The organism is Kitasatospora sp. NPDC048298 (genome assembly GCF_043201465.1).
In the GTDB taxonomy this organism is placed as follows: Bacteria; Actinomycetota; Actinomycetes; order Streptomycetales; family Streptomycetaceae; genus Kitasatospora.
In genome coordinates this window covers 103,355-119,751 of the sequence record NZ_JBICYZ010000016.1, presented here as the reverse complement: position 1 = coordinate 119,751, position 16,397 = coordinate 103,355, and the positions used below count along the sequence as shown (strand labels likewise).

Genomic DNA, 16,397 nt, shown 5'->3' with positions numbered 1-16,397 from the left:
CGTCGGCCGCCCGCAGGGGCATCTCTCACATTGCTCACCGAACCCATACCGGCTTTGCCGAGACTTTTCCGAGCGGGGGAATCCCGGCGGCGCCGGAAATCGGGAGGCGCGACTTCCCGCCGGCCGGCCGCATTCCGTCACGGCGGGCCGGGGAAACGCCGAAGCGCCCTCCGGAGGTGCTCCGGAGGGCGCTTCGGCGGGTGCGTGCGGTGCGGTGCCGCCGGGCGGCGGCGGGGGCGGGTCAGTAGCGGTTGGAGGACCCGGGCGGGACGTCGTGGCGCAGCCACCCGGCGGGGTCCACCCGGTGGCGCACCCGGTCCAGCCGCGCGACGGCGGCCGCGGACAGGTGCCCCTGCGGCTGCTCCAGCCGCTCGACCAGGGTCGGCGCGGTCCGGCCGGTGTCCCAGGGCGTCAGGGCGGAACGGACCTCGGCGCAGTGCGCCCGGACCGCCGCCGTGGTGACCTGGTCGACGGCCAGCCCGCCGGCCGTGAACGCGAAGGCCGCGTCGAGGTGGCTGAGCGCCCCGCCGTTCGGGTCGGGCACCGCCAGGGCGCCGCCGAGCTGCCGGAGTTCGGCGTTGACCAGCGGGGATCCCGAGCCCTCGCCGAGCACCTTGAGGAAGGTCTCGGCGCCGTCCGGGCCGAGTTCGGAGAGCAGCAGGTGGTCCCCGAGCACCGGCACCGGGTCGGTCGGGTCCATGTGCGTGCGGACCACGGCCGGCGGGGTGGTGGTGCACCAGGTGTCCAGCACCGGCTCGCAGACGGCCCGCAGCGGCCCGAGCAGGTCCGCGGCCTGGCGCTCGGCGGTCGCCAGGCCGTCCTCGGTCGGGCTGAGCACCACGCCGGCCAGGCAGATCACCGGGCCGCCGGTCAGGACCGGCGGGATCTCCGGCACGGCCGGCAGGTTCATCACCCGGAACGCTGTGGTGACGGTCTCGGGCGCGTCCCCGCTCCAGCGCAGCCAGCGGGACAGCAGCTCGGGGCCGTACGCGGCGGGCCAGAAGGCCGCGCCGGTGACCACCCGGGCCGCCGGGAAGAGCGCGAGCTCGACCGCGGTGACGACGCCCAGCCCTCCCCCGCCGCCGCGCAGGGCCCAGAACAGCTCCGGGTCGGCGATCGCCGAGACGCGGCGGAACTCGCCGTCCGGGGTGACGAGTTCGATCGCCCGGACGCTGTTCACGGCGAGCCCGGCCCGGCGGCCGTAGAAGCTGATCCCGCCGCGCAGCAGGTACCCGACCACCCCGACGGTGGGCGAGGTGCCGTGCGGCGCGGCCAGCCCGTGCTCGGCGGCGGCCTCGACCACCGCGCCCCAGCGCGTTCCGGCCGGGACGCGGGCGGTGCGGGCCACCGGGTCGACCACGACCGGCCCGGCGGGCTCGGTGCGGATCAGCAGGGCGTCGTCCATCGGCCGGGCCGAGGAGGAGGCGTGCCCTGTGGTGTGCACCCGGACCCACCGCCCCGCGCGGTGGGCGTGCCGCAGCGCCGCCTGGACCTGTTCGACGGTGCGGACGGTCACCGCCGCCGCGGGCCGGACCGGAGCGGCCAGGTTGAACACGGCGGTCGCGGCGGCGTAGGCGCGCTCCCCGGGCAGCGAGACGACCGGATCGGTCTCGGTCATGACACGAACTCCTCGGCTCGACGGGCTACTCGACTCGACGGGCTACTTGACACCGAACCGCGCACGGGCGAGCTCCCGGGTCGTCACCGCGGACAGGAAGACCCCGATCCCGGAGTGGCTGTGCAGGGTGGACAGGTCGCGCCAGACCCGCTCGATCCGCTCGCCCTGCCGCACCGCGCTCGACCCCGCCGTCGGGAACAGCTGCCCCTCCACGGCGTGCCAGCACAGCCGGATCACCTCGCGGCAGATGGTGGCGAGGCGCAGGTCGTGCTCCCGGGTGAAGGCGCCGGGCCCCTGGGCGCAGAGCTCCTGCCACTGGGTGACGGCGTGCAGCACGGCGGCCTCGGCGGTGGCGATCATGCCGGCCGCCTCGCCGTACCAGAACTGGTAGTCCGGGTCCTCGGCGCGGGTGACCACGGGCGGGAAGAGCGTCGTGCGGGACTGCATCAGCTCCCCGTAGGCGTCCAGCGCGCCCTGGGCCATGCCCACGGCGAGCGAGGCGACCTCCAGCACCATGAAGCTGAGCGAGCCGCCGCCGTACTCCGGGTTGCCGTGCAGCCGGTAGCCGGGGGTGCCGCCGTCGACGAGGACCTCGCTCATGTGGGTGCGCGGCAGCGTCAGGTGGTCCGGGACCAGACCGTCCTCGATCACGATGCTGTGCGAGCCGCTGCCCTTGAGGCCCAGCTGGCCGCCCCAGTCGTCGAGCCGGCGGAACTGGGAGCGCGGGGCGACGAAGAGCATCGGCGCCGGCGGCTCGCCGTCCTCGCCGGGCACCGGGACGTGCCCCATGAAGTGCGTGGCGTACGGCGAGCCCGAGCAGTAGTTCCAGGTGCCGTCGAGCCGCCAGCCGCCGTCCCGCGCCCGCTCGGCCCGGCCGTTGGGCACGATGGTGGCCGGGCAGATGAAGTCGCCGCCGGCGAAGATCTCGGCCTGCGCCCGCTCGCCGAACAGCGAGGCCGCGGGCAGGGCGTGGGTGGCGCCGAGGCAGTACATCCAGCCGGTCGACGGGCAGCCGCGGGCGAGCGTCATCGCCACCCGCAGGAAGGTGTCGATGCCGAACTCGTAGCCGCCGTACCGCTTGGGGACGAGGATCCGGTAGAAGCCGGCCTCCGCGAACGCCTCGTGGGTGTCCTCGGCGTAGTACGTGCGCTGTTCGGTCTCGGCCTGCCGGGCCACCAGGAGCGGCGCGATGGCCTCGGCCCTGGCGATGACCTCCTTCGGCGTCAGACCGGGTTCGGGCGGCTGCGGCGAGCCGGACCCTGCGGCATTCGTGGCGACCGTCATTGCGGCGCGGCTCCTCTACGGTTGGCGCGGGCGTTCCGCCCGGGGCCGGGCGGACATTTCCCGGCCACTGTCGCCCGCGGCGGGGGCGGGGCGCATCTCCCTGATTGCCAGCACGATCGAAGAACCACGGCGGCGGGGCCGTTGCTACGGTTCCGGGGCGAATTCGCCCCGGAACCAGCGAGAGGAATTCCCCATGATCTCCGATGGAAAGCCGCAGTCGAACGCACCGGAGAGCAGGACGCAGCTCTCCTTCAACCAGGAATTCCTCTGCGGTTTCGACCGCGGCGACGAGGAGGGACCGTTCGGCCCGCACTTCCACATCGTGCACGGCTGGCGCCTGCGCGGGAAGGCCGACGCCGCGACGCTGCAACTGGCCCTGGACGACGTGGTGGTCCGGCACGAGGCCCTGCGCACCGCCATCGTCCGGGGCGAGGGCGAGCGGTACCAGGAGGTCCACCCGCCCACCCCGGTCCCGCTGGAGCTGCGGGAGCTGTCCGGAGCGGACGCCCAGGCCCGCGAGCAGGCGGTGGAGGAGCTGATCACCGAGGTCGAGTCGGGCACCGTCAGCGCGCGTGAACTCCCGCTGCTGAAGGCCACCTTGCTGCGCTTCGACGAGGACGACGCGATCCTGGCGCTGGTCGTCCACCACACCGCGGCCGACGGCTGGTCGGTCCGGCTGATCATCCGCGACCTCGCCGTCCGCTACGCCGAGCGCCGCGGGCACCGCCAGCCCGAGCTGCCGGACGCCCTGCCGTACCGTGAGTTCTCGCAGTGGCAGCGGGAGTTCGCCGAGAACCCGGCGCTGGAGGAGTCGCGCGCGTTCTGGCGGGAGCAGCTGGCCGGCGCCCGGATCCTCTCGGTGCCCACCGACCGGCCGAAGTCCTCCGGCCTGCCGGAGTCCACCGCCGTGTACCGCTTCACCGTCGACGAGGACCTGACCACCCGGGCCGTGGAGATCGGCCGGGCGCTGCGCAGCACGCCGTTCATGGTGCTGATGGGCGCGTTCGCGGTGATGGTCGCGCGCTCCACCGGGACGACCCGGGTGGTGGTGCCGACCTTCTCGCCGGGCCGCGGCGAGGACCGCTTCCACCACACGGTCGGGCCGTTCTTCAACTTCCTCCCGCTGTGCACGGAGCTGGCCGGGGCCCGCGACTTCGCCGAGGTGGTCACCAGGATCCGCACCACCAGCCTGGAGGCGTACGCCCATGACATCCCGTTCGGCCAGATCCTCGCCCAGGCGCCGGAGTTGATGCTGCCGACGCTGGAGGACGAGCGGGCTGCCTGCGTCTTCCAGGTCTTCCCGTTCCCGTTCCTGCTGGACGGCGAGCTGATCGGGGACCTGGAGTTCACCGAGGTACGCCGCCGGCTCACCTCGCAGCCGGTGGGCTCGGACGTGCCCAACGGCGCGCTGTGGACGCTCAACCTGGACCCGGCCGGTGACGTGGTCGCCGGCATCCAGTACAACAGCAACCTCTACGACGAGAGCACCATGGCGGAGCAGGTGGACCGCTTCCGCGAGGTGCTGCGGGAGCTGGTCGGCGCGCCGGACGCGCCGCTGGAGCTCGGTGCCGAGAAGTCCTGAGTACGCCGGGGCCGGCGGTTCCGCTCCGCGCGGAACCGCCGGCCCCCTTCGTCGTTCGGCCCGCTCAGCCGACCCGGATCGGGCCGCGGGGGCGCAGGCCCCGGTAGGCGTCGTTGTACCCGTCCAGCAGAAGCTGGGCCTCGGCGTTCGCCCGGGCGAAGCGCTCCCGCGGGTCCACGTCGGTGGCCAGGACGTCGTGCATGGCGGTGGTCAGGACGTTCTGGATCGCGGCGAACTCGCCGAGCAGCGCGCCCCGGGCGGCCGGCGAGCCGGAGTTGGCGGCGAGCTGGTCCAGCGCCGTGCGGAAGTGCGGGTTGCGCTCGAACCAGCCCTCCTGCTCCAGCAGTTCGATCGCCCCGCCGGTGACCGGGATGAACCCGGTCTCCCGGTGCCGCTCGGCGGCGGTCCGCGGCGTGTTCAGGTACTGCATGAAGGCCAGGGCGCCGTCCTCGGTCTCCTTGTCCAGCCCGGACGCCAGCCAGAGCGCGTCCCCGCCGATCACGTTGCCCGCGTACGGCACCCGGTCGTTGTACGGCATCCGGCAGGCCCGGGCGACGAAGCCGCCGTCGTGGCCGGCCTGGGCCATCCGGGCCGCCTCGACCGAGGTGGTGAGGACGAAGGCGACCTCCTGGTCGGCGAAGGCACGGAAGTTGCGGTTCCAGTCGACCTCGGTGTTCACCCGGCTCGGGTGGTAGCGGTACAGGCCCGCCCGGTGCAGCCCGCGCCACCACTCGACGTAGGCGAGCATCGCGTCCGAGTCGAGGTACAGCTTCTCGGCGCGGCCGGAGCGGCCGTTGTCCCGGTCGGCGAGCAGCGCGCCCTGCTGGGCCACCGACTGCTGGAACCACCAGCCGTGGTTGGGCCAGGTGATCCCGTGGGCCGGCCCGTCCGGGAGCGCGGTGACGGCCCGACAGGCGGCCTCGATGCCGGCCCAGGTCAGCGGCACCTCGGTGATCCCGGCCCGCTCCAGCAGGGTGGTGTTGGCGTAGAGCAGGGTGGTCGAGGTGAGCGGCGGCATGGCCGCGACCGCGCCGTCGTAGGTGTAGAAGTGCCGGGCGGCGGGTTCGACGTCACCGAGCACGACCGGCTCGCCGAGGATCTCGGTGCGGCCCGCGATCGCCCGCTCGACCGAGGTGAACAGCGGTGAGCCGTCGGGCCGTCGGGCGTCGAGGGCGTCCCGGGTCGAGGTGTAGAAGTACTGCGCGATGGTCGGCGCCTCGCCCTTCAGGGCGGCGTCGTGAATGGTCTGCGGAACCGACAGCCAGTCCGCGCCGGTGACCCGGATCCGGTACTCGGGGTGGTTGGCCGTGAACTTCTCCGCCAACTCCCTGGTCCGGTCTTGGAAGTAGGGCATCAACGGGTAGAGCGGCACCACGATGTCGAGGTCGATCCGCTTGCTCATTCCGGAATCCTTCCTGGCAGGCCGGGCAATCCAGATGCTCATGCTCCGGGGGCGGCGGGCCCCGGGCATCTCCGCTCGTGCTGACTCCCAGGCCCCTCGCGGCCCGGTCCGGCGCGAGCGCACGTCGGGAGAAGCGGCCACCCATGCGGAACTGTCAGGCTCGGTTCGTCCGGTGAACTGGCAGCAAGGAGAGGCGTCTGATGGCCGAAGCCCGCGAGACCACCGCCGGAGATGCGCGCGGCAGCCGCCCGCTGACCGGGGCGGAGTACATCGAGAGCCTTCGCGACGACCGGGAGATCTACCTCTACGGCGACCGGGTCAAGGACGTCACCGCCCACCCGGCGTTCCACAACCCGGTCCGGATGACCGCGCGGCTCTACGACGCCCTGCACGATCCGCGACACCGGCCGGTGCTGACCGCGCCGGTCGACAGCGGCGGCGAGGGCTACACCCACCGCTTCTTCACCACCCCGCGCAGCGCGGAGGACCTGGTCGCCGACCAGCAGGCGATCGCCGCCTGGGCGCGGATGAGCTACGGCTGGATGGGCCGCAGCCCCGACTACAAGGCGTCCTTCCTCGGCACCCTGGGCGCGAACGCGGACTTCTACGAGCCGTTCGCGGACAACGCCCGGCGCTGGTACGCCGAGTCGCAGGAGAAGGTGCTGTACTGGAACCACGCGATCGTGCACCCGCCGGTCGACCGCTCCCTGCCGCCGGACCAGGTGAAGGACGTCTTCATCCACGCGGAGAAGGAGACGGACGCCGGCCTGGTGGTGTCCGGCGCGAAGGTGGTCGCCACCGGCTCCGCGCTGACGCACTACAACTTCATCGCGCACTACGGCCTGCCGATCAAGGACCGCACCTTCGCGCTGGTGGCCACCGTGCCGATGGACGCGCCCGGGATGAAGCTGATCTGCCGCCCGTCGTACACCGCGACGGCGGCGGCGATGGGCAGCCCCTTCGACCACCCGCTCTCCTCCCGGCTGGACGAGAACGACACCATCCTGGTGCTCGACAAGGTGCTCATCCCGTGGGAGAACGTCTTCGTCTACGGCCAGCCGGAGAAGATCCGGTTGTTCACCGGGCAGTCCGGCTTCATCGAGCGGTTCACCTTCCACGGCTGCACCCGGCTCGCGGTGAAGCTGGAGTTCATCGCCGGGCTGCTGGCCAAGGCCCTGGACATCACCGGCACCGGCGACTTCCGCGGGGTGCAGAGCCGGCTCGGCGAGGTGCTGGCCTGGCGCAACCTGTTCTGGGGGCTGTCCGACGCGGCCGCCCGCAACCCGGTCGCCTGGCACAACGGCGCGGTGCTGCCCAACTCCCAGTACGGCCTGGCCTACCGGTGGTTCATGCAGACGGGCTACCCGCGGATCAGGGAGATCGTGCTGCAGGACGTGGCCAGCGGGCTGATCTACGTGAACTCCAGCGCCAAGGACTTCGACAACCCGGGGATCCGGCCCTACCTGGACCGGTTCCTGCGCGGCTCCGGCGGTGTCGACGCGGTCGAGCGGGTCAAGGTGATGAAGCTGCTCTGGGACGCCGTCGGCAGCGAGTTCGGCGGCCGCCACGAGCTCTACGAGCGCAACTACGCGGGCAGTCACGAGAACACCCGGATCGAGCTGCTCTTCGCCCAGCTCGCCAACGGCCAGCTGGACGCCTACAAGGGCCTGGTCGACGAGTGCCTGGCGGAGTACGACCTGAACGGGTGGACCGTACCCGATCTGTCCTCCTTCGCCGACCTGAGCGACTCCGTGCACGGGCTGCTCGACAGCTGATCCGGGCGCCGACGACCGGCCGACAACCAATCGATGAGGATCGGAGGGCATGGTGGCTTCCCCTTCCCTTCAGGGGCATTTCACACAACAGGCGCTGCGGACACCGGACGCGATCGCCGTATCGTCCGGTGAAGTCCGGCTCAGCTACCGCGAGTTGGACGAGCGGGCGAACCGGCTGGCGCACCGGCTGCGGGACCTCGGCGTGCGGGCCGAGTCGCCGGTCGCGGTGCTGATGGAGCGCTCCGCGGACCTGGTGGTGGCGGTGCTGGCCGTGCTCAAGGCCGGCGGCTGCTACCTCCCGCTGCACAGCGCCTACCCCCTGGCACGCAAGCAGTGGATCGTGGAGCACTGCGCGGCGCCGGTGCTGCTGACCGACGAGGCGATGCGCGGGCGCGGCCTGCCGGACGTCGCCGAGGTGGTCGTCGTCGAGGGCGAGAAGGGCCTCGCCGACCACCCCGCGACGGACCCGGCCGTCCCGGTCGAGCCGGACGCGCTCGCCTACGTGATCCACACCTCGGGCTCCACCGGGGAGCCGAAGGGCGTCGCGGTCGCGCACCGGGACGCGCTCGGCCTGGCCCTGGACTCGATCTGGTCGCAGGGCCGGCACGAGCGGGTGCTGATGGTGGCGCCGTACGCCTTCAACGTCTCCACCTACGAGTTCTGGGTGCCGCTGCTGCACGGCGGGCGGATCGTGGTGGCCCCGCCGGGCGACCTCGACGTGCACGCCCTGCGCCGGCTGATCGCCGAGGAGCGGATCACCGGCATCCACCTGACCGCGGGCCTGTTCCGGGTGCTCGCCGAGGAGGACCCGGGCTGCCTGGCCGGCGTGCGCGAGGTGCTCACCGGCGGCGACGTCATCGCCCCCTCGGCCGTCCAGCGGGTGCTGGAGCACAACCCCGGCCTGGTGGTGCGGGCGATGTACGGCGCGACCGAGGCCACGCTGTTCAGCACCAGCGCGGCGATGACCGCCCCGTATGTCGCCGACGGCCCGGTGGGCGTCGGCCGGCCGATGGACGACGTCCGGCTGCACGTCCTGGACGCCGAGCTGCGGCCGGTGCCGGCCGGCGGGGTGGGCGAGCTGCACATCGCCGGACGCGGCCTGGCCCGCGGCTACTTCAACCGGCCCGACCTGACCGCCGAACGCTTCGTGGCCAACCCCTTCGACGCGCCGGGCGAGCGGATGTACCGCACCGGGGACCTGGTCCGGGTCGACCGGGACGGTCTGCTGGAGTATCTCGGCCGGGCCAACGACCAGCTCAAGGTGATGGGCTTCCGGATCGAGCCCGCCGAGGTGGAGGCGGCGCTGGCGCGCCACCCCGGTCTGGCCCATGTCGCCGTCGTGGCACGGGAGTCGGAGTCCGGGGAGAAGCGCCTGATCGCCTACTACGTCGCGGAGTCCGACGGGGTCGAGGCGGGCGCGCTGCGGGCGCATGCGGTGGCGCAGCTGCCGGCGTACATGGTGCCGACGGCCTTCGTGAGCGTGCCGGCCCTCCCGCTGACCCCCAACGGCAAGCTGGACCGGCGGGCGCTGCCCGAACCGGTGACCGACTCGGCCCGCCGGGCGCCGGCGACCGAGCGCCAGCGGCAGCTGTGCGCGCTGTTCGCCGAGGTGCTCGGGGTGCCGGAGGTCGGCATCGACGACAGCTTCTTCGAGGTGGGCGGCCAGTCCCTGGACGCGATGCGGCTGGTCAGCCGGATCCGGGCGGCGCTGGACGTCCGGCTCACCGTCACCCAGTTCTTCGACGTGCCCTCGGTGGCCGCGCTGGAGAGCCTGCTGGACCGACCGGAAGGAGAGCGGGGATGACCAGTCCCTTCGACGCCGAGGACGGCCGGTTCACCGTCCTGGTCAACGCGCGGGGCCAGTTCTCGCTCTGGCCGGCCGCCGCCGGGGTTCCGGCGGGCTGGACGGCCGAGCACGGCCCGGTCGACCGGATCGCCGCCCTCGCGTACGTGAACGAGCACTGGACCGATCTGAGGCCGAAGAGCCTCACCGGGCGCCTCCCTGGGCAGCCCGACGACTGACGAGGAGTCTGGAACATGAGCCTCGACGCGGGTCAGGAGACCTTCGGCGGCATGCTCGTCGACCACATCGCCTGCTACGTCGCCGACCTCGCCGCCACCACCGAGTGGCTGGTCCGGGGTTACGGCCTGGAAGTGTACGCGGGTTCGGCCCCGCAGGCGCCGGACCTCCGCTCGGTGGCGCTCGGCCGCAACGGCATCCGGGTGGTGCTCAGCCAGCCGCTGCCGGGCGACCACCCGGGAGCGGCGTACGTGGAGAAGCACGGTGACGGAGTCGCCGACATCGCGCTGCGCGTCCCGGACGCCCGGGCCGCCTTCACGGAGGCCGTGCGGCGCGGCGCCCGGCCCGTCGCCGGGCCGGCCGCGCACGGCGAGCTGGTCACCGCGACCATCATGGGCGTCGGCGACATCGCCCACACCTTCGTCCAGCGGCCGGACCCGGCCGACGAGCGGCCGCTGCCCGGGCTGGCGCCGGTCGCCACCGACCCGGCCGCACCGGACTTCGGCCTGCGGGAGGTCGACCACTTCGCGATCTGCGTCGAGCCTGGGCAGATCGACGCGACGGTCGCCTTCTACCGGGAGGTGCTGGACTTCGAGCTGATCTTCACGGAGCGGATCAAGGTCAACGGGCAGGTGATGATCACCAAGGTGGTGCAGAACGGCACCGTCACCTTCACCCTGATCGAACCGGACCAGTCCCAGGTCACCGGCCACCTGGACGAGTTCCTGAAGGACCACGGCGGGCCCGGGGTGCAGCACATCGCCTTCACCACGGACGACATCGTCGGGTCCGTCGACGCGATCGCCGGCCGGGGCGTGGAGTTCCTGGGCACCCCGGAGGCGTACTACCGGCTGCTCTCCGGCCGCCTCACCCCGCTGCGGCACTCCGTGGCGGACCTGGAGCGGCTGAACATCCTGATCGACCAGGACCACGACGGGCAGCTGTTCCAGATCTTCACCAAGTCCGTGCACCCGCGCGGCACCCTCTTCCTGGAGGTCATCGAGCGGATGGGGGCCCGCTCGTTCGGCAGCGGCAACATCAAGGCGCTGTACCAGGCCATCGAGTACCAGAAGGGCAGGGGTGTGGCCGATGGCGCGTGACGGGATCTTCGACGACCGGTTCCGGGCGGCCGTGGAGCGGCTGCGGGTGCCCGGCATGGGCACCGAGGTGGTGGCGCCGCTGCTCTCCCACCTGATCCACCTGGCCCGGCCCCGCCGGGTGCTGGAGGTCGGCATGGGGTACACCACGCCGTTCCTGGCGAAGGCCCTGGCCGAGGCCGAGGAACTGGCCGCGGCCGAGGCCGCCGCGCTGGTCCGCAAGACCCGGCCGTACCTCGCGGACGGCCGGGAGCTGGACGAGGCGTGGATCGACAGCGAGCCCGCGCTGCTGCTGCCGGCCGGCTACCGCGAGCCGTACGAGCCGCGGTTCGTGGCGATCGACGACCTCTCGGACAGCGGCTCCTCGGCCCCGCTGGTGACGGAGGTGCTGGGCGAACTCGGCCTCGCCGAGCGGGTCACCGTGGTCAACTCCGACATGCGCGGGGCCGTCGGACGACTCCCCGAGGAGTTCCGGCCGATCGACTTCGCCTGGGTGGACGCCTGGGACTGCCTCTACTTCTTCGAGAACTTCTGGGAGTTGATCGATCCGGACGGCGGGATCGTCGTCATGCACTACCTGATGACCTACCCCGAGGGCGAGGCGATCCTCGACTACATCGCCGAGACCCAGCGGCTGGCCCCCGGCGAGTTCGAGATGCTGAACCTGCTGGAGAGCCGCAAGCTGCGCCAGAACAGCATGACCGTGCTGCGCCGCACCAGCGGCAGCCGGCCCCGGCAGTACTCCGACACCGGTCAGCGCCCGCGCCTCGGCGGCCAGGTCCGCGAGGACGCCCTCGCCCTGGCCCGCTCGATGACCGAAGCCGCCGGCCAGAGCCCGAACAGGACACCCAAATGACCCAGACCCCCGTGGAGTTGCTGACCGCCTTCACGACGGCCGGCGCCGAACAGCGCGACGCCGCCTTCCGGCACCTGGTGGCCGCGCTGTGGCAGGACGGCCGGGCGAGCGACCTCGCCCCGGCCACCGTGCCGGCGCTGCTGACCGCACTGGACCAGGCCCCGCCCGAGCGCCAGGGCTGGCTGGTCCTGCTGCTCGGCCTGCTGGCCGGCGCCGAACCGCCCTCCGTCGGAGGCGAGTCGGCCGAGCCGATCGGCAAGGAGCTGGACCGGTTCCTCGAACTGCTCGCGGACCGCGGGGCCCACCCCGGGCGCACCCTCGCCCTGCTGTACCTGCTCTCGCACTTCCCCGCCGACCGCGACCGCATCCTGGCGGCCGTCGAACCGCTGGAGCCTTCCCAGGACGACCTCAGCCGGCTCGACCGGGTGCTGCGGCCGCTGGACGCGGCCACCGCCGTCCTGGGGCGGGTCTGGCCCTCGCCTGCCGAGTGGGTGCTCAGCGAGGCCGAACGCGCCTTCGACCGCTCGTGGGTCGACGCGCTCGCCCCCGCGCAGCTCGCCGCCACGTGGGACGGCGACACCCGGATGCTGATCGGCTACTCCGGCGCCAAGGCGTACTGGGCGCTGCGCCACGGCACCACCGAGGTGGTCGCCGACACCAGCCCGCACCGGACCACCGCACTGTCGGCCGACGCCGTCGGCACCGCCGACCTCACCCGCCACGCCGAGGTGCTGCGCTGCCCGGCCTGCACCGGCCGCCTGGACGTCTCCCCCGGCGGCGCCCGCTGCGCCGACTGCGCCGCCGAGTTCTCGTCCGCCGCGGGCCACCTGGACCTGTTCGAGCGCAGCGAGCCCTCGGACCCCAAGGACGTCCTCCAGAACGCCGCCGCCATGCGCAACATCGGGCTGCACTACGAGACCGTGCTGCGGCCGGCCTTCCTGCGGCTGATGGGCGGCAACTTCGGCGGCCAGGTGACGCCGGCCGACGAGGACCGCTACATCGCCGCACACACCAATCCGGTCGACGGGCCGGTGCTCGACCTGGCCGCGGGAGCCGGCCGGTGGACCGCCGTGCTGGCCGAGGCCGTGGGCGCCGAGCGGCTGATCGCGCTGGACCTCAACCCGGCCATGCTCACCTGGCTGAGCGGACGGCTGCCGGAGGTCCCCGCGCTGCGGGCGAGCGCGCAGGCGCTCCCGTTCGGCGACGCCACGCTGGGCGCGGTCAACTGCTGGAACGCCCTCCAGGCGATGCCGGACCCGGCCGGGGTGATCGCCGAGGTCGGCCGCTGCCTGCGGCCCGGCGGCAGCTTCACCCTGCTCACCTTCCTCCAGGCCGCCGACCCGGTCGACCGCCACTTCCAGGGCACCTTCCGGGGGCCCGGCTTCCCGGACGGCATGCCGCTGTTCGCGCTCGCCGACCTGCGCGCCTGGCTGGCGGCCGCCGGCCTGACCGTCCGGGACCAGTACACCCCCGGCACCTTCGCGGTCATCACCGCCGAACGCGCCGCCTGATCCCGTCACCTGATCCCGGCGCCCGACCTCGGCACCCGACCGCGGCGCCCGATCGGACCCACCCGATCACACCCGCCCGATCACACCGCAATCCGCGAGATGTGCCGCCCGGCCGTGCCGTGCGAACGTCTCTGCGGCGCAGGAACACGGAGGGACGAACGAGCATGACCGACAAGACCGTTGATCCGACCGGCCCGGCGGTGATCAGGCCCGGGGACCCGAGGTACGAGAACCTCGTGCAGGGCTTCAACCACCGCTTCGTCGGACGCCCCGACGAGGTGCGCCTGGTGACCACCACCGAGGAGGTGGTGGCGGCCGTCGACGAGGCGGTGGCGGCGGGCAAGCGGATCGCGGTCCGCAGCGGCGGGCACTGCTTCGAGAACTTCACCACCTCGCCCGAGATCGAGATCCTGCTGGACCTGTCCGAGCTGAACCGCATCGCCCACGACCCCGCGCGCCGCGCGATCGAGGTCGGGTCCGGCGCCCTGCTGGGTGACGTCTACCGCACCCTGTTCAAGCGCTGGGGGGTGACGATCCCTGGCGGCACCGGCTTCGAGGTGGGCGTCGGCGGCCACTTCCCGGTCGGCGGCTACGGCCCCCTCTCGCGCCGCGACGGCCTGATCGTCGACCACCTGTACGCCGTCGAGGTCGTGGTGGTCGACGAGTCCGGCCGGGCCGGGGCCGTGGTGGCCACATCCGAGCCCGACGACCCGCACCGGGACCTCTGGTGGGCCCACACCGGCGGTGGCGGCGGCAACTTCGGCGTGGTGACCAGGTACTGGCTGCGCACCCCGGGGGCGGACACCGACGACCCGGCCGGGCTGCTGCCCAAGGCGCCGGCCCGGGTCTGGAAGCGGACGGTGATGTGGCCCTGGGACGGGATGACCGAGCGGTCCCTGACCACGCTGCTGCGCAACTACGCCACCTGGTACGAGAACAACGACGACGCCGACTCCCCGGCGGCCGGCCTGTGGAGCAACCTGATCGTCACCCACCGCAACTCCGGGATGTTCGGGATGACGGTGGTGATCGACCACGACGGACCGGACGCCGAGAAGGTGTTCGCCGAGCACTTCGAGTCCGTGTCCGCCGGGGTCGGCGTGGAGCCGGTGGTGCACACCGCCGAGGTCGTCCCCTGGTTCAGCTCCTGGCTGCCCTCGTACAGCTTCCCGAGCGACCCGAAGGGGCGCTACAAGGACAAGGCGGGCTACCTGCGGAAGGGGTTCACCGATCACCAACTCGACGTGATCTGGCGCTACCTGAGCGATCCGGAGCACACCAACCCGATGTCGTGCATCGTGGTCGCGGGCTTCGGCGGGAAGGTCAACACCGTCGCCCCCGACGCCACCGCCGCCGTCCAGCGCGACTCCGTCCTGAAGGTCCTCTACTGCGCCGGCATCTGGCAGTCCGAGGACCAGGACGAGGCCAACATCGCCTGGGTCCGGGCGTTCTACCGCGACGCGTACGCCCCGAGCGGCGGCGTCCCGGTGCCCGACGAGAACAGCGACGGCACCTACATCGGCTACCCCGACCGCGACCTGGCCGACCCGGCCTGGAACACCTCGGGGGTGCCCTGGTCGACGCTCTACTACGGCGGCAACTACCCGCGCCTGCAGCAGGTCAAGCGGACGTACGACCCCCGGAACGTGTTCCGTCACGCCCTGTCGGTCGAACTCCCCGGCGGCGAAGCGAATGTGAAGGAGGATCAGGATGCTTGAGAACAAGGTCGTCGTGGTCTCGGGGGTCGGCCCCGGCCTCGGGCGGGCGATCGCCCTGCGGTCCGCGCAGTCGGGCGCGGACGTCGTGCTCGCCGCCCGGACCGAGTCCCGGCTCGCCGAGATCGCCGCGGAGGTCGAGCGGACCGGGCGCCGGGCGCTGGCGGTGCCGACCGACATCACCGACGACTCGTCGGCCGCCGCGCTGGTCAAGGCCGCGACGGAGGCCTTCGGCCGGGTCGACGCGCTGGTCAACAACGCCTTCGCGGTACCGCCGATGGTCGACCTCGGCGAGGTAGACCTCGCGGACGTGCGCGCCGGGTTCGAGACCAACGTGTACGCCGCGCTGCGGCTCACCCGGCTGTTCGCGCCCGCGCTGGCGGAGAACCGGGGATCGGTCGTCATGATCAACTCGGCGGTGATCCGGCACTCCAAGCGGCCGTTCGGCGCCTACAAGATGAGCAAGGCCGCCCTGCTGTCGCTGGCGCAGAGCCTGGCCACCGAACTCGGCCCGCGGGGCGTCCGGGTGAACACCGTCGCCCCCGGCTACATCTGGGCGGACGCGCTGCGCGAGGGCTTCGGGCACGTCGCCGCGCAGCGCGGGATCACCGTCCAGGAGATCTACGACGAGATCGCCGCCACCCTGGACCTCGGCCGGCTGCCCGAGCCGGACGAGGTCGCCGACGCGGTGCTCTTCCTCGCCTCCCCGCTGGCGCGCGCCGTCACCGGGCACTGCCTGGACGTCAACGCCGGCGAATACCACCACTGAACCTGTCAGGACGACGACGACACGGAAGCTGAGGACCAGCGGTGACAGAGAACACGGAGCAGACCGGTGCGCTGGCCACCGGACCACGGCGGGCGAGACCCGGCACGGAACCGGCCACGGCCGCGACGAGCTGGTGGCAGAGCCCGTGGGCGGCGGCCCTGGCCGCCGTCGTGGTGTTCAACCTGCTGTACGCCTTCCCGCGCTACCTGTCGGGGGACAGCCATCAGGCCCGGATCCCGCTCGACCCGGACTTCCCGGCGCACTACGCGGTCCTGGTAGCGCACGTCGTCCTCGGCAACATCTCGCTGGTGACGGTCCTCCTCCAGGTCCTGCCGTGGATCCGCCGCCACCACCCGGCCGTGCACCGGATGAGCGGCCGACTGTACATCTTCGCCGGAGCGCTGCCCAGCGGGGTGCTGGCGCTGGTGCTGGTGCCGTACTCCGCGGCGCCGTCCGGCAAGACCGGGCTGGCCATGATGGCGGTGCTCTGGCTGGGCACCACCCTGCTCGGGCTCCGGGCGGCGCTCCAGCGCCGGTTCGTCGACCACCGGCGGTGGATGGTCTACAGCTTCGCGCTGGCCCTCGGCACCACCTGGGGCCGGGTGCTGGCCGAACTGATGCTGCACGTCCCGGGCTTCCGGATCGACATCATGACCCTCCTCGACCTGGCCAACTGGGCGGGCTGGGTGTTCAACCTGCTGGTCGCCCACTGGTGGCTCGAGCGGACGGCCCCGCGGGCCGCCCGACTGGTGCGCTGACGTCGACGAG

Annotated in this window: 13 protein-coding genes; 10 read left to right on the top strand and 3 right to left on the bottom strand. The window is 72.8% G+C overall.

The window, feature by feature from the left end; genetic code table 11:
* Positions 1-241: 241 nt before the first annotated feature.
* Entirely contained in the window at positions 242-1,618 is a 1,377-nt protein-coding gene (locus tag ACGF0D_RS15745) for an FAD-binding oxidoreductase (protein WP_392916412.1), read from the bottom strand.
* A 42-nt stretch (positions 1,619-1,660) separates the two neighbouring features.
* The gene (locus ACGF0D_RS15740) at positions 1,661-2,902 is read right to left on the bottom strand and encodes an acyl-CoA dehydrogenase family protein (RefSeq protein WP_392916410.1); all 1,242 of its coding nucleotides are present in this window, start codon (positions 2,900-2,902) and stop codon (positions 1,661-1,663) included.
* A gap of 193 nt (positions 2,903-3,095) precedes the next feature.
* On the opposite strand from ACGF0D_RS15740, the gene ACGF0D_RS15735 reads away from it, so the two are divergent.
* Positions 3,096-4,484 (top strand): condensation domain-containing protein, encoded by a 1,389-nt coding sequence (locus ACGF0D_RS15735; RefSeq protein ID WP_392916407.1) that lies wholly within the window; start codon positions 3,096-3,098, stop codon positions 4,482-4,484.
* Between the two features lie 64 nt (positions 4,485-4,548).
* On the opposite strand, the gene ACGF0D_RS15730 is transcribed toward ACGF0D_RS15735, so the two are convergent.
* Positions 4,549-5,886, bottom strand: coding sequence for an extracellular solute-binding protein (locus ACGF0D_RS15730; RefSeq protein WP_392916404.1), 1,338 nt, complete (start codon positions 5,884-5,886; stop codon positions 4,549-4,551).
* Between the two features lie 200 nt (positions 5,887-6,086).
* Here ACGF0D_RS15730 and ACGF0D_RS15725 point away from each other — a divergent pair, with 200 nt between their 5' ends.
* The 9 genes from ACGF0D_RS15725 (at position 6,087) to ACGF0D_RS15685 (ending at position 16,387) form a co-directional block, all read left to right on the top strand.
* A complete protein-coding gene (locus tag ACGF0D_RS15725) occupies positions 6,087-7,661 on the top strand; it encodes a 4-hydroxyphenylacetate 3-hydroxylase family protein (protein ID WP_392870628.1) in 1,575 nt (524 codons plus the stop codon).
* 49 nt (positions 7,662-7,710) lie between these two features.
* Positions 7,711-9,465: an amino acid adenylation domain-containing protein gene (locus tag ACGF0D_RS15720; protein ID WP_392870625.1), complete on the top strand. Its 1,755-nt coding sequence runs from the start codon at positions 7,711-7,713 to the stop codon at positions 9,463-9,465.
* Positions 9,462-9,683 (top strand): MbtH family protein, encoded by a 222-nt coding sequence (locus ACGF0D_RS15715; RefSeq protein ID WP_392916402.1) that lies wholly within the window; start codon positions 9,462-9,464, stop codon positions 9,681-9,683. Before ACGF0D_RS15720 ends, ACGF0D_RS15715 begins: the two co-directional genes overlap by 4 nt.
* A 15-nt stretch (positions 9,684-9,698) precedes the next feature.
* Positions 9,699-10,781: a 4-hydroxyphenylpyruvate dioxygenase gene (gene hppD, locus ACGF0D_RS15710; RefSeq protein ID WP_392870619.1), complete on the top strand. Its 1,083-nt coding sequence runs from the start codon at positions 9,699-9,701 to the stop codon at positions 10,779-10,781.
* Positions 10,771-11,634 carry a hypothetical protein gene (locus ACGF0D_RS15705; RefSeq protein ID WP_392916400.1) on the top strand — a complete coding sequence of 288 codons (864 nt, stop codon included), beginning with the start codon at positions 10,771-10,773 and terminating at the stop codon, positions 11,632-11,634. Before hppD ends, ACGF0D_RS15705 begins: the two co-directional genes overlap by 11 nt.
* Positions 11,631-13,145, top strand: a complete 1,515-nt coding sequence (locus ACGF0D_RS15700) for a class I SAM-dependent methyltransferase (protein ID WP_392916397.1) — start codon at positions 11,631-11,633, stop codon at positions 13,143-13,145. The genes ACGF0D_RS15705 and ACGF0D_RS15700 overlap by 4 nt, the downstream gene beginning before the upstream one ends.
* 164 nt (positions 13,146-13,309) lie before the next feature.
* Positions 13,310-14,863 (top strand): FAD-binding oxidoreductase, encoded by a 1,554-nt coding sequence (locus ACGF0D_RS15695; protein WP_392916394.1) that lies wholly within the window; start codon positions 13,310-13,312, stop codon positions 14,861-14,863.
* Complete coding sequence (locus ACGF0D_RS15690) at positions 14,856-15,629, top strand: SDR family oxidoreductase (RefSeq protein WP_392916391.1); 774 nt, start codon at positions 14,856-14,858, stop codon at positions 15,627-15,629. The genes ACGF0D_RS15695 and ACGF0D_RS15690 overlap by 8 nt, the downstream gene beginning before the upstream one ends.
* A gap of 41 nt (positions 15,630-15,670) precedes the next feature.
* On the top strand, positions 15,671-16,387 hold the full coding sequence (locus ACGF0D_RS15685) for a DUF2306 domain-containing protein (RefSeq protein ID WP_392916388.1): 717 nt from the start codon (positions 15,671-15,673) through the stop codon (positions 16,385-16,387).
* Positions 16,388-16,397 lie beyond the last annotated feature (10 nt).

Excerpts from the sequence above, each read along its gene's own strand:
- ACGF0D_RS15715 (WP_392916402.1), top strand. The coding sequence starts at position 9,462 with ATGACCAGTCCCTTCGACGCCGAGGACGGCCGGTTCACCGTCCTGGTC.
- ACGF0D_RS15735 (WP_392916407.1), top strand. The coding sequence starts at position 3,096 with ATGATCTCCGATGGAAAGCCGCAGTCGAACGCACCGGAGAGCAGGACG.
- ACGF0D_RS15690 (WP_392916391.1), top strand. The coding sequence starts at position 14,856 with ATGCTTGAGAACAAGGTCGTCGTGGTCTCGGGGGTCGGCCCCGGCCTC.
- ACGF0D_RS15730 (WP_392916404.1), bottom strand. The coding sequence starts at position 5,886 with ATGAGCAAGCGGATCGACCTCGACATCGTGGTGCCGCTCTACCCGTTG.
- ACGF0D_RS15700 (WP_392916397.1), top strand. The coding sequence starts at position 11,631 with ATGACCCAGACCCCCGTGGAGTTGCTGACCGCCTTCACGACGGCCGGC.
- ACGF0D_RS15725 (WP_392870628.1), top strand. The coding sequence starts at position 6,087 with ATGGCCGAAGCCCGCGAGACCACCGCCGGAGATGCGCGCGGCAGCCGC.
- ACGF0D_RS15740 (WP_392916410.1), bottom strand. The coding sequence starts at position 2,902 with ATGACGGTCGCCACGAATGCCGCAGGGTCCGGCTCGCCGCAGCCGCCC.
- ACGF0D_RS15745 (WP_392916412.1), bottom strand. The coding sequence starts at position 1,618 with ATGACCGAGACCGATCCGGTCGTCTCGCTGCCCGGGGAGCGCGCCTAC.
- ACGF0D_RS15695 (WP_392916394.1), top strand. The coding sequence starts at position 13,310 with ATGACCGACAAGACCGTTGATCCGACCGGCCCGGCGGTGATCAGGCCC.
- ACGF0D_RS15705 (WP_392916400.1), top strand. The coding sequence starts at position 10,771 with ATGGCGCGTGACGGGATCTTCGACGACCGGTTCCGGGCGGCCGTGGAG.
- ACGF0D_RS15720 (WP_392870625.1), top strand. The coding sequence starts at position 7,711 with ATGGTGGCTTCCCCTTCCCTTCAGGGGCATTTCACACAACAGGCGCTG.
- hppD (WP_392870619.1), top strand. The coding sequence starts at position 9,699 with ATGAGCCTCGACGCGGGTCAGGAGACCTTCGGCGGCATGCTCGTCGAC.